Annotated in this window: 22 protein-coding genes and 1 tRNA gene; 10 read left to right on the top strand and 13 right to left on the bottom strand. The window is 59.8% G+C overall.

The annotated features are described in order from the left end of the window. Positions 1-24: 24 nt before the first annotated feature. The 3 genes from ACILSO_RS27560 to ACILSO_RS27550 all read right to left on the bottom strand — a co-directional run bounded on the left by ACILSO_RS27560 (position 25) and on the right by ACILSO_RS27550 (position 1818). Positions 25-177, bottom strand: a complete 153-nt coding sequence (locus tag ACILSO_RS27560) for a lmo0937 family membrane protein (protein WP_395740708.1) — start codon at positions 175-177, stop codon at positions 25-27. Between the two features lie 131 nt (positions 178-308). Then, positions 309-983 carry a ubiquinone/menaquinone biosynthesis methyltransferase gene (locus ACILSO_RS27555; RefSeq protein ID WP_395740707.1) on the bottom strand — a complete coding sequence of 225 codons (675 nt, stop codon included), beginning with the start codon at positions 981-983 and terminating at the stop codon, positions 309-311. 750 nt (positions 984-1733) lie between these two features. Then, positions 1734-1818 (bottom strand) — tRNA-Leu (locus ACILSO_RS27550). A gap of 111 nt (positions 1819-1929) precedes the next feature. On the opposite strand from ACILSO_RS27550, the gene ACILSO_RS27545 reads away from it, so the two are divergent. Next, positions 1930-2814 (top strand): prenyltransferase/squalene oxidase repeat-containing protein, encoded by an 885-nt coding sequence (locus tag ACILSO_RS27545; protein WP_395740706.1) that lies wholly within the window; start codon positions 1930-1932, stop codon positions 2812-2814. A 284-nt stretch (positions 2815-3098) separates the two neighbouring features. On the opposite strand, the gene ACILSO_RS27540 is transcribed toward ACILSO_RS27545, so the two are convergent. The 3 genes from ACILSO_RS27540 to ACILSO_RS27530 form a co-directional block, all read right to left on the bottom strand. Beyond that, a complete protein-coding gene (locus ACILSO_RS27540) occupies positions 3099-4433 on the bottom strand; it encodes a DUF1501 domain-containing protein (protein ID WP_395740705.1) in 1335 nt (444 codons plus the stop codon). A gap of 113 nt (positions 4434-4546) precedes the next feature. Next, positions 4547-5701, bottom strand: coding sequence for a hypothetical protein (locus tag ACILSO_RS27535; protein ID WP_395740704.1), 1155 nt, complete (start codon positions 5699-5701; stop codon positions 4547-4549). A 143-nt stretch (positions 5702-5844) separates the two neighbouring features. Beyond that, positions 5845-6798, bottom strand: coding sequence for a D-alanyl-D-alanine carboxypeptidase family protein (locus tag ACILSO_RS27530; RefSeq protein WP_395740703.1), 954 nt, complete (start codon positions 6796-6798; stop codon positions 5845-5847). A gap of 142 nt (positions 6799-6940) precedes the next feature. On the opposite strand from ACILSO_RS27530, the gene ACILSO_RS27525 reads away from it, so the two are divergent. Then, positions 6941-7828, top strand: coding sequence for a peptidylprolyl isomerase (locus ACILSO_RS27525; RefSeq protein WP_395740702.1), 888 nt, complete (start codon positions 6941-6943; stop codon positions 7826-7828). A gap of 125 nt (positions 7829-7953) precedes the next feature. Here the strand turns inward: ACILSO_RS27525 and ACILSO_RS27520 are convergent, their stop codons facing one another. Then, complete coding sequence (locus tag ACILSO_RS27520) at positions 7954-8502, bottom strand: hypothetical protein (RefSeq protein WP_395740701.1); 549 nt, start codon at positions 8500-8502, stop codon at positions 7954-7956. 51 nt (positions 8503-8553) lie between these two features. On the opposite strand from ACILSO_RS27520, the gene ACILSO_RS27515 reads away from it, so the two are divergent. The 3 genes from ACILSO_RS27515 to ACILSO_RS27505 all read left to right on the top strand — a co-directional run bounded on the left by ACILSO_RS27515 (position 8554) and on the right by ACILSO_RS27505 (position 13646). Next, positions 8554-9693: a PQQ-binding-like beta-propeller repeat protein gene (locus ACILSO_RS27515; RefSeq protein WP_395740700.1), complete on the top strand. Its 1140-nt coding sequence runs from the start codon at positions 8554-8556 to the stop codon at positions 9691-9693. Between the two features lie 565 nt (positions 9694-10258). Continuing rightward, positions 10259-12604, top strand: coding sequence for a DUF6797 domain-containing protein (locus tag ACILSO_RS27510; protein ID WP_395740699.1), 2346 nt, complete (start codon positions 10259-10261; stop codon positions 12602-12604). 13 nt (positions 12605-12617) lie between these two features. Continuing rightward, positions 12618-13646, top strand: a complete 1029-nt coding sequence (locus tag ACILSO_RS27505) for an alpha/beta hydrolase (protein ID WP_395740698.1) — start codon at positions 12618-12620, stop codon at positions 13644-13646. 66 nt (positions 13647-13712) lie between these two features. Here the strand turns inward: ACILSO_RS27505 and ACILSO_RS27500 are convergent, their stop codons facing one another. Then, positions 13713-14276 carry a cupin domain-containing protein gene (locus ACILSO_RS27500; RefSeq protein ID WP_395740697.1) on the bottom strand — a complete coding sequence of 188 codons (564 nt, stop codon included), beginning with the start codon at positions 14274-14276 and terminating at the stop codon, positions 13713-13715. 205 nt (positions 14277-14481) lie between these two features. Between ACILSO_RS27500 and rsmD the strand changes: the two genes are divergently transcribed. Beyond that, on the top strand, positions 14482-15063 hold the full coding sequence (gene rsmD / locus ACILSO_RS27495) for a 16S rRNA (guanine(966)-N(2))-methyltransferase RsmD (RefSeq protein ID WP_395740696.1): 582 nt from the start codon (positions 14482-14484) through the stop codon (positions 15061-15063). After that, positions 15044-16381 (top strand): 3-deoxy-D-manno-octulosonic acid transferase, encoded by a 1338-nt coding sequence (locus ACILSO_RS27490; RefSeq protein WP_395740695.1) that lies wholly within the window; start codon positions 15044-15046, stop codon positions 16379-16381. Before rsmD ends, ACILSO_RS27490 begins: the two co-directional genes overlap by 20 nt. Before the next feature lie 520 nt (positions 16382-16901). Here ACILSO_RS27490 and ACILSO_RS27485 read toward each other — a convergent pair. Further along, positions 16902-17813: an NDP-sugar synthase gene (locus ACILSO_RS27485; RefSeq protein WP_395740694.1), complete on the bottom strand. Its 912-nt coding sequence runs from the start codon at positions 17811-17813 to the stop codon at positions 16902-16904. Between the two features lie 193 nt (positions 17814-18006). On the opposite strand from ACILSO_RS27485, the gene ACILSO_RS27480 reads away from it, so the two are divergent. Beyond that, positions 18007-18711: a zinc ribbon domain-containing protein gene (locus tag ACILSO_RS27480; RefSeq protein WP_395740693.1), complete on the top strand. Its 705-nt coding sequence runs from the start codon at positions 18007-18009 to the stop codon at positions 18709-18711. Positions 18712-18828: 117 nt separating this feature from the next. Here ACILSO_RS27480 and ACILSO_RS27475 read toward each other — a convergent pair whose 3' ends face one another. Next, the gene (locus tag ACILSO_RS27475; RefSeq protein WP_395740692.1) at positions 18829-20277 is read right to left on the bottom strand and encodes a DUF1501 domain-containing protein; all 1449 of its coding nucleotides are present in this window, start codon (positions 20275-20277) and stop codon (positions 18829-18831) included. Positions 20278-20403: 126 nt separating this feature from the next. On the opposite strand from ACILSO_RS27475, the gene ACILSO_RS27470 reads away from it, so the two are divergent. Beyond that, positions 20404-21597 carry a family 16 glycoside hydrolase gene (locus tag ACILSO_RS27470; protein WP_395740691.1) on the top strand — a complete coding sequence of 398 codons (1194 nt, stop codon included), beginning with the start codon at positions 20404-20406 and terminating at the stop codon, positions 21595-21597. A 5-nt stretch (positions 21598-21602) separates the two neighbouring features. On the opposite strand, the gene ACILSO_RS27465 is transcribed toward ACILSO_RS27470, so the two are convergent. The 3 genes from ACILSO_RS27465 to ACILSO_RS27455 all read right to left on the bottom strand — a co-directional run bounded on the left by ACILSO_RS27465 (position 21603) and on the right by ACILSO_RS27455 (position 24452). Continuing rightward, on the bottom strand, positions 21603-23678 hold the full coding sequence (locus ACILSO_RS27465; RefSeq protein WP_395740690.1) for a prolyl oligopeptidase family protein: 2076 nt from the start codon (positions 23676-23678) through the stop codon (positions 21603-21605). An 82-nt stretch (positions 23679-23760) separates the two neighbouring features. Next, positions 23761-24153: an HNH endonuclease gene (locus ACILSO_RS27460; RefSeq protein WP_395740689.1), complete on the bottom strand. Its 393-nt coding sequence runs from the start codon at positions 24151-24153 to the stop codon at positions 23761-23763. Beyond that, a complete protein-coding gene (locus ACILSO_RS27455) occupies positions 24150-24452 on the bottom strand; it encodes a hypothetical protein (protein WP_395740688.1) in 303 nt (100 codons plus the stop codon). Before ACILSO_RS27455 ends, ACILSO_RS27460 begins: the two co-directional genes overlap by 4 nt. A gap of 64 nt (positions 24453-24516) precedes the next feature. Here ACILSO_RS27455 and ACILSO_RS27450 point away from each other — a divergent pair, with 64 nt between their 5' ends. Continuing rightward, positions 24517-25518, top strand: a complete 1002-nt coding sequence (locus tag ACILSO_RS27450) for a 3-oxoacyl-[acyl-carrier-protein] synthase III C-terminal domain-containing protein (RefSeq protein ID WP_395740687.1) — start codon at positions 24517-24519, stop codon at positions 25516-25518.

Raw genomic sequence — 25518 nt, 5'->3', positions numbered from 1 at the left:
CGTTGTCCGCGCGCTAGACGGCTTTTAACTTGGCTGGCTAGGCTTTCTAAACAGACCCATGACGAGGACGATAATGGCGAGGACGAGCAACAGGTGAACGAACGCGCCAAGGATGTGCAAGCTGAGCCAGCTGGCGAGCCAAAGGATGAGGAGAACAAAAGCGATCGTGTAGTACATACCGGCTCATCGCTTCCGCCCGATGATTTGGGCGTGCGAGACTGCACGAACCTTGTTCATGGTGGGCCGATGCAGGGTGTTAGGAAACGAAGGCGCGCTTTTGGGGCACTATCACTTCCCTTTTTCCCCGGTCACTTCACTGCTTCATACAATGAAGCGATTCCGAACGTAAGCTGGCGGGCTTTGGCGCTGACGAAACCGTTGGCACAAATCAACGATTCCATGTCCCTGCCAGAAGGAAAGCGTTCGATCGAGCCGCACAGGTATACATAGGCCTCGCGCTTGCCCGTGATCCAGCCGGCGATGAGGGGCATGATCTGCTTGAGGTAGAAAAGATAGAGCTGACGGATGCCTGGGACGCGAGGGATGGAGAAGTCGAGCACGAAGAGGCGGCCGCCGGGGCGGAGGACGCGGCTCATTTCCTGAAGAGCGCCGGGCCATGAGGCCATGTTGCGCAAACCGAAGGCAACGGTGATGACGTCAAAGACGCCATCCTGGAACGGCAAGGCGAGGCCGTCTGCGGCGACGAGGGCGCTAAGCTTGCGGGCCTGGGCCTCTCGCATCATTGGCACGGAAAAATCGCCGCCTAGAACTCTGGCCTGAGGACAGGCGTTCTGAATGGCCTGGGCGAGATCTCCACTGCCGGTGGCGAGGTCGAGGACGCGCTGCGGATTCAACTCGGCGATGCGACGCGCCGTGGTGCGGCGCCAGAGGCAGTCGATGCCGAGACTGAGGACGTGGTTGGCGAGTACATATCGCGATGCGATTCCCGCGAAGGCCTGCCTTACGAATCCTGCGTCTTGCATGTCTAATTCATCGCCTTTCCGTGTGAACGATCACCGTTTTTCTCGCGCTGCATGGCGGCCATATTGCCGCCTTATCGAGGTTTGACGAGTCGTTTTTTAGAGGGCTGCAGGGTGGTAATAGACTTTCAAGACCGAGATTCGATGCCACCCCACGCATTCAGAGCGGCAAGCGTTTACCAACGACAAGCCCTCGGCGAAACTGGCGTGGCTCAACGAGCTTGAACGTAGATGAGTGCGGACTAATCTGACGAATGAAGACGCGCGGTGTCAGGGCATTTTTCGGCGGCCTGTTCTGGTCTGCCGCATGGGTGGGTTTGGTGATCGGGGCATGCACTGCGCTGGACGCCTTGAAGTTTGACGCTTCCAAGATTTCGGCCGCGATGGCCCAAGCTGCGGCAGTTACATCCCTCTTCATGGCGGTGTGGCTGTGGAGGATGGGTTTTTGGCGGGCCTGGTCACGTTACCAAATCACGCATGATGAAAAATGGGCCTACTGTGCTGACACCCGTCCTTGCAAATGCAATCTGCCCCGGGTCTGCCTGAGCCCCGACTGCTCGTGTGAAAAGCTCCATGCATGCGCAGATCCTCGCTGCCGATGCGGCAAGCCCAAGGTATGCACATCGGCGAAGTGCCGGTGCGACCTGCCCAAGGCCTTCACGTTCGCCGGCAAATCGACCTTTGCCCAATAAGGGGCTCACGTTTGTGCCTGCCTTCTTTTTTCCCGAGGGAAACCCCTCAGTTAGAGGGGGATGGTGCTCACGAAAGGACTCGAACCTTCACGATGTTACTCACTAGAACCTGAATCTAGCGCGTCTACCAATTCCGCCACGTGAGCAATGGAGTCGGGTTGACTGGGGACGTGAGTTTTGACCAAGCTTGAAAATACTCAAGCGAGAAAATGAGTTTCTTCTGGCGAGGGTGCTGAGGCGGGGTTAGGCGCGTGAGCATGTCTTTTCGTCTTGAGATGCTGCAGGTGGCGCGGCTGGCTCCGAAACTCCTGGGTGAGTCGGCGGAGCTGGTGGAGGCGTTTTTGCGCTCGCGAGTTTCTCCCGAGGGAGGCTTTTTGGATCGCATTGAGAAGCCGGACCTGTACTACACGGTCTTTGGGCTGGAGGGATTGCAGGCGCTGGCGGTTGAAGCGAAGACGATGCCGGATGTGAAGTCTTGGCTGGCCCAGTTTGGCGATGGTGAGCGGCAGGATTTTGTGCACCTGTGCTGCCTGGCGCGCTGCTGGGCGAATGCGGGGATGGAGAGTTTTCCGGCAGCCTCGCGCGAGGCGCTGGCTTCACGCATCGAGGGCTTTCGCTGCCCTGATGGTGGCTACCATCAGGCGCCGAATCGAGCCAAGGGGAGCGCGTATGGCTGCCTGCTGGCCTGGGGGGCTTATCAGGATCTGGGCGGCCTGCCGCCGGAGCCGTGGCGGCTGGCGGAGTGCATGGGCGGACTGCGGACGAAGGATGGCGCGTGGTCGAACGAGCCAGGGATTCCGGTGGGATCTACCACGGCAACGGCGGCGATGGTGGCGCTGCATCGTCACATGGACATGGCGCCTCCTGCGGAGGCGGTAGACTGGCTGCTGCGGCAGTGCCTGCCGGCGGGCGGTTTTTTGGCGCTGCCTGCAGCTCCAATCCCTGACCTGCTTTCGACGGCGGTAGCGCTGCATGCGCTGGATGCAGTGCAGGCGGATTACTCGCGCGTGAAGGAGCCGTGCCTGGATTATGTGGATTCGCTATGGAATGCGACGGGAGGATTCCACGGGAACTGGACGGATGATGTGCTGGACTGTGAGTACACGTATTACGGGATGCTGGCGCTGGGGCATCTGGCGTGAAGACAGAGCAATGATGGCGGAGGGGGATGTTGTCCCCTCACCCCTGCCCTCTCCCCAGAGCGAATTTGAGGCTGCGATCGTGTGCCAGGGGTGGGGAGAGGGAGAGTTGCTTTGGGCTGCGCAGGATTTCTCGGAAGGCAAACGCTCTAACATGCACTAATGTCGCGGACGAGTTCGAGCAGGAGGACGAGGACGATTTTGGAGACTTGCGGCGCTGTGAGGACACAAAAAACCCGGACATTGCTGTCCGGGTTCTCTGAGTGATTTGTGCTGGTGCTTTCGGCTTAGGCAAGCGCTTCCGTGAGGATGCGACCGCCGTTGACGATGTCGATGGGGCGACCGCCGTCTGCCATGATGCGCTTCTCGCTGTTGATGCCGAGGAGGCGATACATGGTGCGGGCAAGATCTTCCGGGCCGACGGCATCACGATCTGGCTCGCCACCGAGGGCGTCGGAGGCACCGTGGATGTAGCCTTCTTTGACACCACCACCGGCGAGGGCGACGGAGAAGACGCGAGGCCAGTGGTCACGGCCGTTGGTGCCGTTCACCTTCGGCGTGCGGCCGAATTCGGAGCTGACCATGACGAGGGTGCGCTTGAGCATGCCGCGGTCTGCAAGGTCGGTGATGAGGCGGGCGAAGGCCTGGTCGAAGTTCGGGGCCTGGCCGGTGAAGGCGTCCTTGATGTTGGAGTGGTGGTCCCAGCCGCCGTAGTTGACGGAGACCATGCGGACGCCAGCTTCCACAAGGCGACGGGCAAGCAGGAAGCGCTGACCGGCGGTGTTGCGGCCGTATTCGTCACGCAGCTTATCGGATTCCTTGGTAAGGTCGAAGGCTTCGCGGGCTTTGGCGCTGCTGATGAGGCCGTAGGCGGCCTGATAGAAGCTGTCCATGGCGCTGATGGAGTCGGCTTTTTCGACGGCCTTGAAGTGCTCGTCCACGGTGCCGAGGAGATTGCGGCGGCGGTCGAAGCGCTTTTCATCCACATCTTTCGGGGTGAGGAGGTCGCGGACGGTGAAGCCTTTGTCAGCGGGGTCGCTGCCGAGGGCGAAGGGGCCGAAGGCGCTGCTCATGTAGCCGGTGCCCTGCTCGGGAGCGACCATGTTTGGCACGACGACGTAAGGAGGGAGGTTGTTGCGGCTGCCCTGCTCGTGAGAGATGACGGAGCCGAAGCTGGGGAACTTGATGGCCGGGCTGGGGCGGTAGCCGGTGAACATGTTGTGGGTGCCACGCTCATGAGCGGCTTCACCGTGGGTCATCGAACGGATGACGGTGAGCTTGTTCATGATCTTGGCGATGTTCGCGAACTTCTCACCGACGTATTCGCCGGGGATGGAAGTCTTGATCGGGGTGAAGGGGCCGCGATAGTCCGGGGAGGCAAAGGGCTTGGGATCCCAGGACTCATGCTGAGCCATGCCGCCAGGGAGGTAGATATGGATGACAGAGTCAGCAACGGCCTTGAAAGACTCCACTTCCGGCATGACCTGAGCAGCCTGCAGACGAAGCATCTCCGGCAGAGACAGGCCGAGGCCGCCGAGCATGCCGACGTAGAGGAAGTCACGACGGCTGACACCGGAGCGCAGATCAAGGTGATTACCCTGGCAGAGTGAGTGCATTTTCATAGGAGAAGAGGGGGGAGTTGTTGCTGGATTCGTGAGGAATTACGGGGCGCTCAAGTCGATCTTGCGGATCTTGCGAAAATTTACACAAATCCTGAGCAAGGGAAAGCGGGAGCTCAGGGAGTGACCCAGCCCGACTGAACGAACTGATGGATCCAGACCTGGAAGTCCACAGGGGCGTCTGCGGGGAACTTGAGCTTCAGAATCATCGGCACTGTGGCGTCTGGACTTTGCTGCAAGCGGAGATCCAGTTCCTTGGCAAGCGCACCGGACTTTTCCGCGTAGCCATAGACGACCTTTGCACCCGGTTCGGAGATGTTGCGCAGGCTGTAGCAATTGAGCACAGCAGGATCGCCAAACTGGTTTTCAAAGTGCCCGGCTGGAGAAACCAGCACTCGAAACAGCGCAGGAGCAGCCTGTTTGCGGTCGAGAAAGTCTGACCATGCCATTTCGCCAGCACCGACGAACGACTCCCAGTCCACCAACGGCCCGGAAGCGGAGTGCTCGATGGCAGCCACCCGACGCCCGCCGCCTTCAAAAACCACCACATGCTCGCTAAACTTGGGCGAGCGTTCCGCAGCTTCAACGATGGAGTCATACGCGATGGGACCATCCGCATTCTTTGAGTAGTAAATGCTCATCAAAGGTGCAACCCGCACCCTGTCCCGCACCAGCAGGGCGCGTTCTTTCCAGCTCGGAGATTTCAAAAATTTAGACAGTACTTCCTCCGCAGCCGCCAGCTTGGCGAGATTGTTGCCCACATCGCTCGGAGCAGGCAGGGCTGTGGCGGTTTTGAGGTTTTCGCTGCCGGGGGCGCGAAACACGAGGTTGCCGGAGTTCACCTGCGGCAGGGGCGCATCAGGCGGCACCACGGCCGGCAGTGGCCGTGCCACGACCGCTTCTTCTTTGACACCCGGCGAAGGCACATTGTCCGCCTGCTGGGAGCCAGCCGACTTTTTCGGACCAGCCGCGGATGGAATCATGCTCCAAACGACCAGGATCATGACGATGACGCCCACCACGGCAGCGCCGATCAAAAGCCGCTTTCGAAACAGCTGAATCTCTGGATCCATGCGCATGCGCTCGAAAGCATCCCCAGGGAGCGGCTGGGGCTCATGGGAAGGCTCCATGCGGGCCGGGGCGGCTGCGGGAGCCGCGACGGGCTCATTCTGCCCCATCAGCAAGGCGCGGCGCTTCGTCTTGGTGGTCTTCTCCGCCATCTGCAGCATCACCATCTGCCCGCATTCGGGACAGGGGCGTGAGCGCGTCACTGAGGAAACCTGGATTTCGACAGTTTTTTCGCAATGAGGACAGACAAGGGTGGTGGCCGGCATTCTGGGCTGGACGTTGGGGGGGAAAGGATAATCTGGCTTGTGGATGGATGCCCCGCAACCGGTGGTTGTTCAATTTCCCTCTACCAACCCGACATTGCCACCCCGCCGGAGGAGCGCAGGCGCTGCAGGCCCCAGCTCATCATGATCCGTGCGTCGTCCCAGATGTACTTGGTCTTGGTGCCGAGCTGCACCAAGATCACCTCCCGGCTGCCGCTGGCGGCACTGGAGATCAAACAGCGCCCGCTGGCCACGGTGTAGCCGGTCTTCATGCCGTTGCACTCGGGCATTTTGCCGAGGAGTTCGTTGGTGTTCGTGAGCGTGACGACGCGCCCGTCCGCGCGGTGGAAGGCGAAGTATTTCCGCCGGACGACATCGCGGATGGTGGTGTTGCGGTAGGCAGCCATGGCTACGCGGGCCATGTCCCGTGCGGTGGAGTACTGGCCGCTCACGGTCAGGCCATGGGGGTTTCTGAAATTGGAGTTGGAGCAGCCGAGGGAACGAGCTTTGGCGTTCATTTTTTCCGTGAAGGCGGCGATGCTGCCGGCATTGTCACGCGCCAGCGCATTGGCTACGTCATTGGCGCTTTTCACCAGGAAAGCATAGAGAAGCTCCCGGCGGGAATAGACTTCGCCGGGCCTGATGCCGAGGCGGGTGGGCTCCACGGCAACGTCGGAGGCCTGGATGCGCACCATTTTGTCCAGGTTTCCAGCGTCCAGCACGACCAGAGCCGTGACGATTTTCTGTGTGCTGGCGACGCCGCGGGCGGTCTCAAAAGCACGCCCCGCCAGGTGCTGGCCGGTGCGGGCGTCCAGCAAAAGGTAGGAGGCGGCACGGATGGAAGGGCCGGAGGTGGCCACCAGCATGGGACGCTCCGGAAGCATCACTGGCATGACCTGGGGCGAGTCCCCCTGAGAGTACATGTGCTGGGTATTGGGCGCGACGGGGATGGCCCGGGTGACGCCCTGCTCGGCACAGCTGGCCAGGGAGCAAGCGGCCGTGACCGTCATCAATAGCTGGATCAATCTTGTCATCATGCTTTCAACATCGTGGGACAGCGCCATAACGGTTCGCAGCATTCATGCCGTACAAACGTCTTTGGCGGGGTCCATCTAGGCCACCCGGAGTTTATTGTCAAACCTTGCGCCCGCCGCGCGGCGCTCCATGTTCGCGCCCCATATGGCACTAATCATCAACGGCGAACACATCGACGACGAAATCATTGAGGCGGAGTTTCGCCACATCAAAGGTCACTACGAGCGCACCCTGCAGGTGGCGTGCTGCGAGCGTGACCCTGAATTTCGTGGCATTGCCAAGGACAACCTGACCTCGCGTGCGCTGCTGGGGCAGGAAAGCCGCAAGAGATACCCGGAAGTGTCGGATGCCGACGTGACCGCGCGCCTGACCAAGCTGATCGACGAAGCCGGCGGAGAGACGCAGTTTTACATGAACATCGGCATGCCGATGAAAGACGAAACGGTCGTGCGTGAAAACGTGGCCGGCGGCGTGCGGCTGGACAAGATGCTGCAGGAAATCTATGCCCCGGAGCCGGAACCGACCGAGGCCGAGCTGCGTGCCTGCTACGAGGCCAATCTGAAGCACTACATGACGGAAGAGGAGATCAAGGCCTCCCACATCACCAAAAGCCTGCAGGGTGCGACCAGCCGCAAGGAAATCTACCAGACGATGCGCGATGTGCGCTCCCAGCTGCTCGCGGGTGCGGATTTTGCCAAACTGGCGGAGGAGCACCGCAACGCGGAACAGCAGCAGATTGACCTGGGCTGGTTCAAGCGCGGGGAGTTCATGGAGGAGTTTGAGACGATCGCCTTTTCAATGGGAGAAGGCGAGATCAGCCCGGTCTTCACCACACAGCTGGGCTTTCACGTGTGCACCGTCACGGGCCGCAGGCCGTCAGTGGCACTTCCATTTGAGGATGTGAAGTCCGAGGTGAGAAACCGCTTCATCGAGGAGTATCGCGACAAGAAATTCAATGCCTTCCTGGAGGAGCTGAAAGCCACCGCGAAAGTGGAGGACACGGATCCTGAAGGGCACAACTGCGGGCACTAGGCGGAGGGGACGCAGTCACAAGTTTGAGGTTTCAAGTTTCAAGTTGGCGGAGGGGCGTCGACGCGCCCCTGCCCTGCTCGCTTGCTCGCTTGCTCGCTTGCTCGCTTGCTCGCCTCTGCTCGGACTTAGATCTTCGAGATGACCGGCACTGGTGTGCGGATTTCCCGCACGGGTTCGGGCAGTTCGTCCATGGGGGGAGGGCCGGGGAAATTGTCGTCCACGAAGCGGCGCCAGGTATCGCGGGTTTTTTGGGAGATGAAGCCCTGCACGGTGTCGCCGCACTTGCCGCAGATCATGACGCTGTGGAGGAGAGAGAGGCCTTCGCAGACGCCGGTGATGACGAAATCATCCATGCCGGGGGAATCGCGCCGGGTGCTGCAGACGGCGCAGGATTCCAGGCCGCGGTCCAGGGTGACCTGCTCGTCCTGAAACTGGGCGAGACGCTTTTTGGACTCCTGGGAAAACTCCTCCATCATCTGTGTGCGGCAGTGGTCGCAGAGGGCGTACTCCATCACGCATTCGCCGCGCTTGTAGGCCTTGGAGATTTGGAAGCCGCCGGGGAAGTCTGGGAGGGATTCGCCGCAGCGGGTGCAGTTCTGAAAGGGACGCTCCTCATACTCACACCGCAGGTCGGGCGGGATGGGCGGCGGCTGTTGGAGATCGTGATCTGACATCGGCTTGTTTGCAACAAAGCGCACAACATGGCAGTTTCACAGTCCAATCTCATGCGTGCCGCGCTTTTCCTCAGCCTCAGTCTCCTCTTCCCTGCCCTGCTGCCTGCCCAAAATGCGGACTGGCCGGACTCTCGTGGCAATGCAGCGATGACGGGGACCTCGCCAGTGGAGCTGAAATTTCCGCTGACGCTGGCGTGGCAGTTCAAACTGATGGACAAGCCGAAGGGACAGGCGGAGATGCTGGTGTCCAGCGCCGTGGTGCGCGGGGGCAAGGTCTATGTGGGCTGCAAGGATGGGAAGTTTTTCTGTCTCGATCTGGCGACGGGCAAGGAAGTGTGGAAGACCGAGGCGAAGGGTGCCTTTGACGGGGCGGCGGCGTTTGCGGGCGAGCTCGTGGTGGTGGGCTGCCAGGATGGTTTTGTGTATGCCTGGAATGCTGAGAACGGCAAGGAGGAGTGGAAATTTGAAACGCAGGCGGAAATCCACGCCGGTGCCAATGTGTGGACAGATCCTGACAACAAGGCGCAGAAGATCATCATCGGCAGCTACGACTACTCGATCTACTGCCTGGATGCGAAGACGGGCGCGAAGGAATGGGCCGCAGAGACGGGATACTACATCAACGGCGCCTCTGCCGTGGGCGAGGGCAAGGTGGTCTTCGGCGGCTGCGACAGCGTGCTGCATGTGCACGATGTGAAGACGGGCAAGGAGGAGCGGCAGATCGAAGTGGGGGCTTACATCGGCAACAATGTCGCCATCGCCGATGGGGTCATTTACGTGAGCCACTACGGCAATCGCGTGGGCGCCTACAAGATCGCTGATGGCACCAAGCTCTGGGAATACGGCGAGCGTGACTTTGAATACTACGCCGCGCCTGCGATCTGGGAGAAGGGCGTGTATGTGGGAGGAAGAGACAAGCGCTTTCATGCGATCGATCGCGCCACCGGAGCGCAGCTGTGGGAGTTCCGCGCGAGAGACCGCATCGACAGCAGTGCCGTGGTCTGTGCAGGGAAAGTGGCCATCTTCGGTGCCGACGACGGATACATTTATGCGCTTGATTTGAAGACTGGCAAAGAGGTGTGGCACAATGAAATTGGTGCGCCGGTGAAGACCTCACCCGCCGTGGCGGGTGAATATGTGATCTTTGGCGCGGATGACGGGGTGCTGTATGTGTTTAAGAATGGGAAGTGAGTGCTTAAAAAGCGCACCACATTTCATTTGACTTTAACACATGAGGTTCGCCTACCTTTCCCATGAAGCGACCTCGCATCTCGTCAAAAAATATTAAACACCGGCCTTGGACTCCCGAGCAGTATCGGCGATACACGGAGACTTTCGCACCACACCTACCAGCGATCCTCAAATCGCTGACTGGACTGACACTAGCAGTAGCATGTGTTATCCATGGATCTGTCACCTTGTGGATTTCAAAAGTGCTTTCATGGCTGCATTAGTTCAATGGTTGAGTCTCATTTGCACGAAGTTAAGGCCACTGATGAAGGTAAGTCCCAGGTGATTGGACGAACGCATGATTCGCGAGCAGCAGACCAGTTTTTCCACAACGCGCTCGCAATGGCAGACAAAGCAAGCAGTCCAACGTCTTCATGGATTTCTGTTATCCCCCTTTTGATAAGCTTATAGCAAGCCAGCATGGCCTGAGACGAGCAGGCAAAAAGCTCATTCAGTGAACGAAACTAATTTATTTCGAATTGAAACTATTTCATTTCGGAGGGTTGGATGTTCTTTTCCCGATCCAATGATGCCCCGTTTTGCTTCCGCCCTCTTCCTGGCTGCTGCCGTGTGTTCTTATGCCATCGAGGCGCCGCCGGAGGAGGATCCGACGCAGAAGCAGCGGGGGCCGTTTTACTCGGGCTGCATTCGCTGGCGCAGCGAGGAGGAGGTCATCGCTTACAAAGGGATGGTGATCGCCCTCGGCAAGGATGAGGATGCGTATGTCTGCTATGATTCGGAACTGGTGCGCCTGTCTCTGGGATGGGTGATGAAGGGAAAGCGCTATGGGCTGACGGTGCCTCGCTTTAATGCGCCGCCGCCGACGGTGGCTGGCAACGTGAGATTTGGCACGGCAGCGGTGCCTGGATGGGCAAAGGAAGGGAAATTCGCCGACCCTCGCGCTGGCAAACGCGGCCCGCTGCCGAAGGACTGGGCGCACCACAAGGGGCTTTATCTTCACGGCAAAAAGGTGGTGCTAAACTACTTGGTGGGCGCGGTCGATTTGCTGGAACTGCCGGGCTTTGAGCGGGTGGAACAGTGGCCTGTATTCACCCGCACGTTTCAGACCGCACAGAATGCGACGAACCTCGCGCTGACGGTGCTGCATGTGCCAGGAGCTGTGCTGGAGTCGGCGGAGTCCGGCAGGATCGTGCGCAATCCGACGAGCGGTGAGAGCTTCCTCGTGGCTTGCGAAGGCGGAGAAGGAGCGACGTGGGAGGTGCGAGAAGGTTCCGTGATTTTGAAGCTCGCGGCTGTCACGGCGAATCAGCCATTTCGGCTGGACATTGCCCCATTGGGCAAGACTCAGGAAGCTCCGAATGATGTGCTCGCCCTTTCGCCGGTGAGCACGGATTTGCGTCCACTCACGCAAGGCGGGCCGCCTCTGTGGCCAGACCCGGTGCAGACCGTCGGCGAGCGTGCCAAGGATGATGCAGCCTATGTGGTGGATCACCTCACGGAGCCGCTCAAGAATCCGTGGAAGGCGGACACTCTCTTCGGCGGATTCGATTTCTTTGACGATGGCCGCGCGGCTGTCTGCACGGCGCAGGGAGAGGTGTGGGTGGTGTCCGGCATCGATGACAAGCTGGAACAGCTCTCGTGGCGACGCTTTGCCAGCGGACTTTTCCAGCCGCTCGGTCTGCGGATTGTGCAGGGGAAGATGTATGTGCTGGGCCGGGACCAGATCACGCGCCTGAGCGATCTGAACAAGGATGGTGAAGCGGACCACTACGAAAACTTCAACAACGACACGATTCTCTCCACCAACCCCGCGGACTACAATCTCGATCTGCAAACCGACAGCACGGGGAACTTTTATTTTGGCAAGGCCACGCCATGGCTGCCGGACATCTCGACGCCACACCAAGGTGTGATTTTCAAACTGCCGCCCGATGGCTCAAAACTGGAAATAGTCGCCACCGGGCTGCGGGTCCCAAACGGAGTGGCCATCAGTCCGTCCGGAGAGATTGCCGTCAGCGAGAACCAAGGGCACTGGCAGCCGTCCAGCAAAGTGAACCTCATCCGCCCCGGAGGCTTTTACGGCATGATGCCCTCCGCGCAGCGCGAGATCGAAATGAAGTGGGGCGGCAAAACGATCAGCGTGAATCCCAGTGATCCCGCCGTGCGCAAGGAACTCGGATTTGTCGGCTACGGTCCGAAGAATCCGGTGCCCACGGCTCTCTACGATCGACCGCTGGCCTGGATACCCTGGGCGGTGGACAACTCCAGCGGCGCGCCTTTCTGGGCCGTCACCGACCAGTGGGGACCGCTGAACCATCAGCTTCTTTTCACCAGCTACGGGCGCTGTGCGTTGTTTGCCACACTGCGGCACAAGGTGGGCGATCTGGAACAGGCGGCGATGGTGCCGATGAACCTGCCTTTTGACACCGGTATCATGAGGGGCCGTGTGCACCCGCGCGACGGCCAGGTGTATGTGGCGGGCCTGCGCGGGTGGCTCACCACGGCGCGACGCGCAGGCGGACTCTACCGCGTGCGCTATACAGGCAAGCCCGCCGACCTGCCCGTGGATTTCACTGCGACAACGAACGGCGTCGCGCTGCGCTTCTCCGATCCGCTGGATCCACAGGCCGCGGCAGACCTCACGAACTTCACCGCTGAACGCTGGAATTACTTTTGGAGTGGTGCCTATGGCTCGCTCGATTACTCGGTCACGCATCCGAAGGAATCGAAGCGTGACGCCCTTGTCATCAAGGCAGCGAAGCTCTCGGCTGATTTTCGATCCCTCACGCTCGACATTTCCGACATGCGCAAGAGCCACCAGCTCCAGCTGAATCTCAAGCTGCGCAGCGCGGACGGCAGGCCGGTGGAACGTGTGCTGTACCTCACCGTCCCTGTGCTCGCGCAACCCTGATCTCCCAACCACCATGAAAACTGCACTCCTCCTCCTGGCCGCGATGACTCTCGCGGCTGCCGCTCAAACTCCAAAGAAAGGTGGCCGCCAGCGCCGGCCTTTGCCCGACACGGTCGAAATGAAACAGGTGTCGGTCTGGAGCGATGGCACACGCATGGCTGGAGATCTCTATCTGCCCAAGGAAATCAAAACCCGCGACAAGCTCCCTGCCATCGTCCTCTGCGCCGGCACCGGTGGCACCAAAGGGGGAACACAGGCACGGCTGGCACCGCTGTTTGCGGAGAAAGGCTACATCGTGCTCGCTTTTGACTATCGCGGCTGGGGGCAGAGCGAAAGCCAGCTCAAGGCGATTGAGCAACAGCCCGCGCCTGACGCAAACAACGACATGACGATCAAGGTCAAGGCGCTGCGCTGGCAGATGAACTACACCGATCAGACTGCGGACATCCGGGCCGCCATCAGCTTCATCGCGGGAGAGCCCCATGTGGATCCCAATCGCATCGGGCTTTGGGGCAGCAGCTACGGCGGCGGACTTGTCACCTGGGTGGCGGGGAATGATCCGCGAGTGAAATGCGTGGCCGCACAGGTGCCTGGAATGGCGGGAACACGCACCCCTGCCGCCATCAAGAACGCCTACGACCTGGCTAGCAAGCAAGCCCGTGGCGAAGTGGAACCTGTGCCTGTGGAAACAGGCAAGCTGACCGGCAAGATGGCCACCTATGCCAACATGCGCGTGAATCCGGTGAAAAACATCGGCTTCAGTGCCACTGAGGCAGCCACGAAAATCAATGTCCCTGCCCTCTTCGTCCTGGCGGAAAATGAAGAACTCAGCAGCAACGCCATCGTGGAAGCTGTCTTAAAAAGTCTCCAAGAGCGCCATGTGCCATCGAGCATCCACGTCATCAAAGGCATCACACACTACGGAGTCTATGGCGAAGGGTTCGATGAGGCCACCCGGGTGGAAATGGAGTGGTTCGCCCAATATTTACAAGGGACAGCCGCTGCAGTGCAGGAGGCACCGGCAGCGTCAGAGGCCAAATAGATTCCCGCTGCGGCGCTCCCATCGACCTACGATTGGCAAACGCCATCTCCGGCAGGGAGGCACTGATCATGCCATGCTCAGGGCCTCCACGGCTGTCTCCATGTGGGCGATGGCACCCCAGCAGCCCACAGTAAGCTTTGAAAACTTGCCGAGCAGGTGGCGCATCTTCCGCTTGAGGCGCCATGCGATGGAGCGGCGGATGGTGCGGTGGATGGCGAATTTTTTCACGTAGTGCTTCACCGTCCAGTGGGTGGTGAGTCCATCTGGAAAGAAAGCGGTGTCCCCAGCCCGGAGAACGTGGACTTTGCGGCCGGCATTTTGTTCCTCGATCACCACTTCCCCCTCCAAAATCTGCACGATCTCGTCCAGGCCGAAAATCCATTTGAAGCTTCCCGCGTGACACTCCCAGACAGCGCAGGAAAGCGTGTGGTCCGGGGCGATCGCGAGCGTGGTGGCATTGGCGACCGGGGTGCCTTCGAGAATCCAATCCGGATTGATGGGCGACGGATGGAGATCCTGCTGATGAACTGAGCCAGTCTGAATGTGCAGCGAGTGGTTGGCTGGTTGAACAACGGCGGAGGCGGCTGTGCAGTCCCCGAATCCAAATGACGGCTTTAATGTATTTTCCATATTTACTTATAATAGCCATTTTGCCTACCGTCCAATTTCAAGGCATCGCTCATTTCTTTGCGGATGGCTCAGCGATTGGCTTAGCCATCTAAAGGCAGGGGTCATTTCCCGGGGATTTCGTGGGTTGCGGCGAATTGATTCAACCACCCTGTGGGCGTGGCTGAAGCCTTTCTTGCATCCCACCAACCCACCGCTAAAGAAACCTGTGCGCATCATTTCCGGCAGTGCAGGAGGGCTCGCTCTCGAAGTCCCCAAAACCGTCACCCGTCCCACTCAGGACCGGGTGCGGCAGGCTGTGTTTTCGATGCTTGGAGAGCTCGTCCCGGGAGCGCATGTGCTGGATCTTTTTGCCGGCACGGGTGCGCTGGGACTGGAGTGCCTGAGCCGAGGCGCGGCCTCTGCCACGCTGGTGGATGAGAACAAGGGCGCGTGCGAAGTGATCCGCAAAAACATCGCCAAAACCCGGCTGACGGGAGCGACAGTGCGCCACAGCGATGTCTTCCGCCTGCTGCCGCTGCTGGCCAAAGACGGGAAGCAGTTTGACATCATCTTTGCGGACCCACCCTACACGCACAGCGACAAAGACACGGACTTCGTGGCCCAACTGCTCGCCGAGGAGTCGCTGCCAGCGCTGCTGCATGCGGAGAGCCACCTCATTCTGGAAAGTCATCACTTTAACCGCGAAACGAAAAGCTGGCCCGGCTGGGAGGTGCTGACGGATCGCAACTACGGCTCCACCCGCATTGTGTGGCTGCGCAAAATCCCGCATGGCATCGAAAGCGCTTAGCCTCACACTCTACAATCTGGCGCTTCCCCTGGGGCTGGTGCTGATGCTGCCCGGTGCCTTCATCAAGATGCGCCGCCGCAATGGCCGCTGGCAGGATCTCGCGCAGCGTATCGGCTTCTTCCCGCGCGAGACGCAGGCAGCCATCGATGCCCTGCCGCAGCGCGAGCGCTTCTGGGTGCATGCGGTGAGCGTGGGCGAGGTGGGCGTGGCGAAAAAGCTGATCGCGCGCCTGCTCAAAACACAGAGCGATCTCGGCATCGTGCTCAGCACGACGACACCCACTGGCTATGCGCTGGCGCAAGAACTGGCGGTGCAGCATGAGGGGCGTGTGGTGGCCATTTACAGTCCGATCGATCTGCCCGGCGTCGGGCGGCTGATGCTGGAGCGCATTCACCCGACACATCTGGTGCTGGTGGAGGCCGAGGTGTGGCCGAACCTGACCGCCTCCGCGTCGCGCCTGGGGATTCCTGTTTCACTGGTCAATGCGAGGCTCTCGCCGCGGAGTGAGCGGAGGTACCGGAAGTTTCGCAACTTCATCGGGCCGATCTTTCGCATGCTGAAGCAGGTGCTGGTGCAGGAGGCGGACGATGTGGCGCGCTGGCAGGGCTTTGGCGTGGATGCGGAGCGCATTCACTTCACGGGGAGCATCAAGTATGATCCGGAAGGGGCGGTCGTAGCCGCCGAGAAGATCGCCGCTCTGCGTGGCGTGCTCACACAAACGGGGATCGCGCCGACGCAGCCCACGCTGCTGGCGGCCAGCACGCACGCAGGAGAAGAGGTGGAGCTGGCCCGTGTGTTTCTGCGGCTGCGCGAACAGGTGCGTGATCTGGCGCTGCTCATCGTGCCGAGGCATGTGGAGCGGCGAGCGGAGATCAGCGCGGAGTTGCAGGGGCTGGGCATCTCCCCTGCCCTGCGGAGCGTGGCGGGTTCACGCGTGGAGGCGAAAGCGCCAGTGTTTGTGATCGATACGACGGGCGAACTGGCGGCGTGGCAGCACCTGGTGACGCTGGTGGTGGTGGGGAAAAGCTTCCTGGCCGAGGGCGGGCAAAATCCGGCGGAAGCTGCACTGGCGCAGAAGCCGGTGCTCTTCGGACCGCACATGGAAAATTTCGCGCCACTGGTGGATCTGTTGCTCAAAAAAGGCGGAGCACAGCAGGTGGCGGATTTTGCGGAGCTGGAGGCGGCGTGCGGAGTGCTGCTGAAAGATGAGGGCAAGGCAAAGCGAATGGCGCAGGCTGGGCATGATGCGCTGAAGATTCATGAAGGTGCGACGATGCGCAGTGTACAGCGGCTGATTCCCTCCAATTCACAGCTTTAACAATCCAGAAATAAGTATCATTGTTGTCTTAAAGTCATGAAGTGTGGCGGAGCATCAAAGACTGTTTTGCGGTGTGCCTCAATAGGTGCCACGGGCCTGTTTTTTGCCGCTGCTGTTTCTTTTTCAATCAGGACTCGCCATGATCGCGCGCAACAAGAATTGTCGCAATACTGCAGCGCGGAACGGATTGACATGGCGAAAGCAAAAATTGAGCAGACAAACGTGGAGAATTCCTTGTGCCAATCAGTCTTCGATTTTTCGATCGAAGACAACCACAGGCATTCGATACGCTTTTATATCGACTTTGTTGGCAACGTAGAGCCTCATCGATTGATAGAGCCTAAAATCTCTTCCTGAATCACCCTCAAATATAAAAAAGTCCATACGTGTGAGGCATGGATGCAGCCAATGCGACGATAAAAAGCGCGGAGCGGCTTCTGCGAAAGTAGTTGAGAGCTTCAGCTCGGATTAGAAGTCATGCGAACCTCCCAGAACGAGCTAAAGCTCAGGACTACTTTTTTCAGCCCCACAGCGACTGCGGGTACTCCCCGGCATCCACCAAGGCGCGGATGCTGGCGACGACTTCAGCTTTGTCTTCGGGATAGGTGACACCGAACCATTTGCCGGTGGTTTCGAGTACGCGGACGTCGGCTTTGCCAGCGGCGATGAGGGCATCCACCTGCGCGGGCACGTAACATTCGGATTTGAGCTCGGTGCCGCGCTCGGCGAGGAATTCGGCGAAGGCTTTTTTCAGGTGCGCAAAGATGTCTGGCGTGAAGCCGAAGAAGTTCATGGACACGACTTCATCGCCGGTGAGCGGGACATAGGCGCCTTCGACTTCACGGTTTTCGGCCGCGTCGCCATGCTTGAAGATCTTGGTCATTTCCAGCACGGTTTTCAGCATGCCGTTCGCATCGCGCGTGCACACACCGCGGGAGACGCTGCCGTGGTCAGAGAGGGTGTTTTTCAGGTAGAAGCCGACCATGGACCAGTGACTCTTACCGTCCTGCGGACGGGGCTGCGTCAGGTCAGCGGCGATCTTCGTGTAGGCGTCCTGGCCGTAGAAGTCGTCCGCATTGATCATGAGGAAGGGCTCGTTCACCACCTTATCCGCGGAGAGCAGGGCGTGGGCCGTGCCCCAGGGCTTGGTGCGGCCTTCGGGCACGGTAAATCCGGCGGGGAGATCGTTGATGTCCTGAAAGGCATACTCCACCTCGATGCGGCCCGCGTATTTGGAACCAATCTGTGTGCGGAAGAGCTCTTCGAAGTCGCGGCGGATGACGAAGACCACCTTGCCAAAACCGGCGCGGATGGCGTCAAAGACCGAGTAGTCGAGCACCACCTCGCCTGAAGGGCCCATGGCATCGAGTTGTTTCAGGCCGCCGTAACGGCTGCCCATGCCGGCAGCGAGGATGAGAAGGGTGGGTTTCATTCGAGGAGGAAAATGGAAAGCACGTACCTTTTCGCCGGGCGGTGAGGGCGTCAAGGTTGAAGAAGCTCTCGGTTTGCGGTTCCCTGCTCTCCGTTTGTCCCTCCCCGGGAACGCTGATTTAGCGCTGGGAAGCGAGAACGTAAAAACAGAGCACTTGTGCTTTTTCTCCGTTTCGGCTTACATCCCAAAAAACATGCTTCAAGACCTCACGAAACTCATCCAGCTTCAGGAACGGGACCAGCGTATCCGCGGGCTGCAAAAAGACCTCAAAGACATCCCAAATCAGCAGGCACGGGCCAAGATGCAGCTGGCGGGAGATCAGGCCGCGGTGGATGCGGCAAACCTGGCGGTGAAAGAAGTCGAGGTGAAGATCAAAAACATCCAGCTCGATGTGCAGACGCGCCAGACTTCCATCAAGCGGCTGCAGGACCAGCAGTTTGAGACGCGCAAGAACGATGAGTTCGCCGCACTGGGGCATGAGATCAAACGCTACCAGGCAGACGTGACGAAACTGGAGGACGGTGAACTGGAGCAGATGGAGGCACTGGAAGCCGCCAAGGCGAAGCTGAAGGAAGCGCAGGGCAAACTGGGCGGCACGCAGACCCGGGTGAATGAGGAACTCAAGAGTTTGGAAGAGCGCGGCGTGGGTGTAAAGAAGCGTCTCGACGACCTCAATGCAGAACGCGCCAAAATGGCGGAGCCAATCGATCCGGATGCACTGGATCTTTACACCCGTATTTTCAACAAGAAGGGCGATGCAGCGATCGTGCCGATGGAAAACATGATGTGCGGCGGCTGCCACATGAAGGTGGTCACGGGCGTCATCCAGTCACTGAGGCAGTCAGAGAAGATCACGCAATGCGAAGCCTGCGGGCGGATTTTGTATTTGGTGGAGTAGGCGCTGCTTCAGCCATCCAGAGTGAGGTGGTCAGTGAACTCTGGCTGCGGATTTGGAAACTCGGGGACGTGCGTGCCGCACACGGAGTGTGCGGACCACTTCACGCTGTGACCGTCATCACGCCAGCAGCTTGTGCAGGACCTTGCCGTGCACATCGGTCAGGCGGAAGTCGCGGCCTTGGAATTTGAAGGTGAGCTTCTCGTGCTCGAGGCCGAGGAGATGCAGGATGGTGGCGTGGATATCGTGTACGTGGGCAGGATCTTCGGCGACGCCGAAACCGAGTTCATCCGTCTTGCCGAAGGTCTGGCCGGCTTTGACACCGCCACCGGCGAACCACATGGTGAATGCGTCGATGTGGTGATTGCGGCCGGTTTTGTCGCGGTTTTCTCCCATAGGAGTTCGGCCGAATTCACCGCCCCAGATGACAAGCGTTTCTTCGAGAAGCCCGCGTGATTTGAGATCGCGAATCAAGGCGGCGCAAGCCTGATCGACGTCTTTGACGACTTTAGGAAAATCGTCTTCGAGGGTTTCGCCTTTGCCGCCGTGATTGTCCCAACTGGTGTGGTAGAGCTGCACGAAGCGGGTGCCGCGTTCGACGAGACGCCGTGCAAGAAGGCAATTCCGCGCGAATGAAGGCTGGGAGGGATCGACGCCGTAGAGATCGAGCGTGGCCTTGGATTCACCGCGCAGGTCGATGAGTTCCGGCGCGCTGCTTTGCATGCGCCAGGCCATCTCATAGGCATTGATGCGCGTTTGGATTTCATCGTCACCCGTTTCCACAAGGCGGGAGAGATTGAGCTCACGTGCGGTGTCGATGACACGGCGCTGGCTGGCCGCGCTGTAACTCGCGGGCGTGGAGAGATTCAGGATCGGCTCGCCGGTGCCACGCAGTGGGACGCCCTGATAGGTGGTGGGCAGGAAGCCGCTGCCCCACAGCACGGAGCCGCCGCGCGGGCCGCGGGGTCCGCTTTGCAAGACGACGAAGCCGGGTAGATCGCTGGACTCGCTGCCGATGCCGTAGGTGACCCAGGAACCCATGGAGGGGCGCCCGAACTGCCCGCTGCCGGTATTCATGAAGAGCTTGGCAGGAGCGTGATTGAAGAGTTCGGTTTTGCAGGTGGTGACGACGCTGATGTCATCCACAATACCCTGCGTGTACGGGAGCATATCGCTGACCCAGGTGCCGCTCTGGCCACGCTGCTTGAATTCGCGGCGGGTGCCGAGGAGTTTGAAGCCATTGCTGGTGCCCATAAAGGCAAAGCGCTTGCCCTCGATGTAGCTCTGCGGGATGGGCTGGCCGTTCAGCTCGACGAGCCTCGGCTTGTAATCATACAGCTCCAACTGCGAAGGGCCGCCGGCCATGAAGAGGTAGATCACGTTTTTTGCGCGCGGTGTGACGTCCGCTTTTTTCATCACTCCCGGCCCTGCGGCCGCAGCAGCACTGGCGGCATGCAGGCCGCGCTCCGCCATCAGAGAAGCCAGCGCCACGGAACCGATCCCCATGCCGCACTGGCTGAAAAAGTGGCGGCGGGTCTGGTCGCGGAGCATGGCTGAGTCTGGAATCATCTTTCGAGCTTACGATGGAGTCGGCGTGGATGTTTCAAAGGGGTGAGCGCGAGCGGGCGGCCCGAGCCCGAGACTTTGGCTGCATGAACTTGCAGGAGGTTCCTAGATTCTACGTATCATGACTGCATGAAACCAGCCATTCTGCTTTGCGCCCTCGCTTTCTCCACGCTCCTCAGCCATGCCGCGGATGAGGAGGGCTTTGTGCCCATGTTCAATGGGAAGGACCTCAGCGGATGGGTGAATGCGAACTGCGCGCCCGAAACGTGGAGCATCAAAGACGGGGTGGTGAGCTGCACCGGAATTCCCACCGGAGCCATGCGAACGGAGAAGCAGTACGAGAATTTCATTCTGGAGTGCGAGTGGCGGCACCTGACCAGTGGTGGCAACTCCGGCGTCTTCATCTGGGGCAGCCCCATCTCCGCGCCCGGCGTGCCCTTTCTGCGCGGAATCGAGGTGCAGGTGCTGGACCACGGATACATGAAGCATGCGGATCCGAAGAAGCCGCGCTGGTTCACCACGCATGGCGATGTGTTTCCCATCCACGGCGCCACGATGGAGCCGCACGGAGACCACAACGGCCAGCGCAGCTTTCCGAGCGAGGAACGCAGCAAGCCTTCGCCCGAGTGGAACCACTACCGCATCACCGGAAACAATGGCACTCTCACGCTCGCCGTGAATGGCAAGATCGTTAGCGGCGGGGACAAATGCTTCTGGCGCAAAGGCTACCTCGCTCTGGAATCCGAAGGCGCGCCGGTCGAGTTTCGCAATGTACGCATCAAGGAACTGCCCAGCACAGGTGCCACCGAGGCAGACTCTGCGCCGCTGGATCAAGGCTGGAAGCATCTCTACAACGGTCTCGATCTTCGCGGATGGAAAGTGCCTGAGGGAAGCGCGCCCCGCTGGAAGCCTTCGAACTGGAATCTCAAGCTGGAGGCCGGAGATGCCACGAACGCCACCCCGCTGTGGAGCGATGCTGAAATCGCCAATGGTGAATTCATCGCCGACTTTCAACTGCCAAAGGCTGCGGACCTGAACACAGTTTGCGCAGGCTTCTGCGTGCGTGGGGAAAAGAATCCAGCGGTGCTCATCGGCAGCGGTAAGGCGCCGATTGTCTTAGGTCCCGACAAGGTGAAGCCCGGCAAATGGTACCGCGTGCGCCTCAAGCTCGAAGGCAACAAGGCAACCGCCACTCTTACGGAACCGCAGGACGCAAATCCGCAGGTGGTGGAGGGAGTGCTTGAAGGCGCGAAGAAAGGCCCCGTGGGCGTGGCGGATTTGGGGACGGCGGTGACGTTCGCGAATTTCTTTGTGAGGGAGTAGCCCCCTCACATCCCCAGAGCCCGCACCAAAAAGGCCCACTCGTCTGCGGTCTTCTCAATCGTCTTGTTCAGCGCGGTGCCAGCGCCGTGCCCCGCGCTGGTCTCGATGCGGATCAGGGTAGGCGGGCCATCCTTGGCCTGGCATGCCTGCAGGCGTGCGCCGAATTTGAAGCTGTGCGCGGGCACCACGCGGTCATCGTGATCGCTGGTGAGGACGAGGGTGGCGGGGTAGCGGGTGCCGGGCTTGAGATTGTGATAGGGGGAGTAACTGCGCAGGGCATCGAACTCAGCGGGATTTTCCACGCTGCCGTAGTCGCTTCTCCAGCCCCAGCCGATGGTGAATTTCTCGAAGCGCAGCATGTCGAGAACGCCGACTGCTGGGAGTGCCGCGGCGTAGAGTTCGGGGCGCTGGGTCATGCACGCGCCGACGAGCAGGCCGCCATTGCTGCCACCCTGGATCGCGAGTTTCTCGCTGGTGGTGTATTTGTTTTTGATGAGCCATTCCGCAGCGGCGATGAAGTCATCAAAGACGTTCTGCTTGCCGAGCTTGATTCCCCCCTGATGCCAGGCGCGGCCATACTCGCCACCGCCGCGCAGATTGGGCATGGCAAACACGCCGCCCATCTCCAGCCACACCGCGCGTGAGACGGAGAAGCCGGGGACCATGTTGATGTTAAAACCGCCGTAGCCATACAGCAGCGTGGGATTGGAACCGTCCAGCTTGAGTCCTTTTTTGTGAACGATGAACATCGGCACCCGGGTGCCGTCCTTGCTGTGATAAAACACCTGCTGGGTTTCATACGCGGAACCGTCGAAATCCACCTGGGGCTTGCGCCACAGTTTGCTCTCACCGGTTTTCAAATTCATGCGGTAGATGGAGCCGGGAGAGGTGAAACCCGTGAAGGTGAAGAAGGTCTCGGTGTCATGACGGTGGCCGCCGAAACCTCCGGCGCTGCCGATGCCGGGCAACTGCACTTCGCGGATGAGTTTTCCTTCGAGATCAAAACACTTCACCTCGGTCTTCGCATCGCGCAAGTATTCGCAAAACATCTGCCCACCCACGGTGCTGACGCCTTCCAGGAGGACCTTTGGCACCTCGGGCACGACGACTTTCCAACTGCCACGCTGGGGCTTGCGAACATCGATGGCGATGACCTGATAGCACGGGGCATTGAGGTCGGTTCGGAAATAGAAGATCGGGCCTTCATTGTCGATGAACTCATAGCGTGCATCGTTTTCATGCAGCAGTTCCACCACAGGCGCGTCGGGGGCGATCTTTTTGTAGAAGACGCGGTTATTAGGCTCGGTTCCCAGCCAGACCTGAATGATGAGATACTTGCCGTCCTCTGTCACGCCGCCACCGAAGCCCCATTTGGGCTCGTCTTTGCGCTCATAAATCAGCTTGTCCTCGCTCTGTGGCTTGCCCAGCGGGTGGAAGTAGAGCTTGTGAAATTCGTTCTTGGCCGTGAGCGCAGCACCGGCCTTTGGCTCGTCGTAGCGTGAGTAAAAGAAGCCGCTGCCGTCCTTCATCCAGGAGACGCCGCTGAATTTCACCCACTTCACCACATCGTCCAGATCGCGACCGGTGGCGATGTCGCGCACGCGGATGGTGTTCCAGTCACTGCCCGCCTCCGACACCCCATAGGCGATGAGTTTGCCGTCCTCCGTCGGTGAATAGTCCGAGAGCGAAGTCGTGCCGTCCTTTGACATGGCGTTTGGATCCAGCAGCACCTTGGCTTCCCCGTCCAGAGCTTCCGCTGTCATCAGCACTGCCTGATTTTGCAGCCCAGAATTGTGTGTGAAAAACCAACGACCACCGCGCTCAAAGGGCTGGCCCACGCGTTCATAATTCCACAGCTTTTGCAGCCGCGTCCTGATCTCCTCACGCCTTGGCAGCTTTTCCAGGTAGGCAAACGTCACCTCATTCTGCGCCTTCACCCAGGCCTTGGTCTCATCTGAGTTGTCATCTTCCAGCCAGCGATAGGGATCAGCGATTTTCACGCCATGATGCGAATCCACCACATCCTCCCTCCGCGTCTGGGGGTAGGTCAACGATTCGGCGGAAAGGGAGGCGGTGGTCATAAGAAGCAGAAAAGCAATACGCATCCCCCACCCTGTCAGGCACCCCACGATTTGCAAACGCTCGCCTTTCGTCAAGAAGCGCTCAAATCAGCCAAAGTTTGCGAAGCTGCACCTGCTCCAGCTTGTTCATCTCCAAAACTCTGATGGTAGCCTTGCCAATATCGGTTCTGCCGGAAAGTCGCCCGCTCACCAGCCGAAAATGCCTGCTCCATTCATCATGTCTCGGATTAAACAAACGAACCAACTTTCCAGTCAGCGGATGCAACCCGCATAAGTTCACTCCTTTGTGACGGTTGCAGTGGAAGCAGGCAAATGCCAGATTGTCCAATGTCGTTGGCCCCTCATGCTTGAGCGGAACAATATGCTCCACTTCGAAAGAGGCCTGGGTCGCCATCTCAGGCAGCAGGCAGTATTCGCACCGACGCCCTGCACGTGCTCGCACCTTGGCTGCGAGGCTGGTCGGCACACGGCTCATGCGCGGGATGACGCACGTTTCTTCACGCCTTCATTTCCAAGCAATACCCGCGCACGCAGCACATCCATTGCCGCAGTGGCTTCCATCAGCCCGTCCAATTCCACGCTCTCCTGCTGGCTGATCGTCTCGCTCATGACCTTGTCATACAGCTTTTTCATGCGCTTCATGTCAGCGTCCGGCATGCGCAGATGATCTTGCAGCCAGGACACCACAACAGGAGGAGCAGGCTTGCGAATCCGTCGGCTCAGGACTTGGCTGAGTCTGGTTTGTTTTTTCGGAGTGCGTGCGACAGCGATCATGAGACTCCACTCTAGCCACCAATTTCCACTTTGCAATCCCACGCCCCGCCTCCACGCTGCCCCCATGCTCAGCCCTGCTCCACGTCCCGTCGCCATTCTCGGCACGGGTGTGGCAGTGCCGGAGAAAGTTCTCACGGCTCGCGAGTATGATGCCATGGCGCGCTTGGCGGCGGGAGAATCCGAGCGCGTGACAGGAATCCGCCAGCGGCATGTGACGGTGCATGAAAATTCGGCGCAACTCGCGGTGGCCGCCTGCAATGCAGCACTCGCGGATGCGCAGCTTAACTGGGACGACGTGGACTGCCTGGTCTGTGCCTCCGCGACGATGGACCAGGCGCTGCCTTACAACGCGGCGATGGTCCACGCGGAGAGCGGAAACTCCGGCAGCCGCATCACGACACTCGACATCGGCGCGAGCTGTCTTTCGTTTCTTCAAGCCTTGGATCTCACGAGCTTTGCCATCGCGGCCGGGCGCCATCAGACGGTGCTCATTGTGTCTGCGGACATTGCCAGTTTCACGGTTAATCCCGGCAACCTGCGGGAGAACGGCATCTTTGGCGACGGCGCCGCCGCTGCCGTGCTGCGACGCACGGCGGAGAGCCAGACTTCACGCATCCTCGCCAGTCACAGCGTGACACTGTCCGAGGGCGTCCAGTTCTGCCAGATTCGCTCAGGCGGCTCACGTTTTCACCGGCGTGGATTTCCAGAACACTCGGAGGCCCTGTTTGAAATGAGGGGGCGGCAGCTTTTTGCGCTCGTGGGCCGCCATCTGCCACGGTTTGTGGACGAACTTCTCGCTGAGGCGGGTGTGCGGAAGGAGGAGCTGGCACTGCTTATTCCACATCAGGCAAGCAGGCAGGCCCTCGATCACGTGGCGGCCATGCTGGGTTTCAGCGATGGCCGAATGGTCGATGTCTTTGGCGAGTTCGGCAATCAAGTCGGTGCCTCGCTGCCCACGGCGCTTCATTTTGCCATTCATCGCCACGGTTTGCAGCGGGGACAGAAGGCGCTGCTGCTGGGAACCGGCGCGGGAGTTTCCATGGGTGGCGTTGTATTTGAATTTTAA

It is taken from the genome of Prosthecobacter sp. (assembly GCF_044226605.1).
Taxonomy (GTDB): Bacteria; Verrucomicrobiota; Verrucomicrobiia; order Verrucomicrobiales; family Verrucomicrobiaceae; genus Prosthecobacter.
Note: the sequence above shows the minus strand (reverse complement) of the source record. Positions and strands in the feature narration are given on the sequence as shown.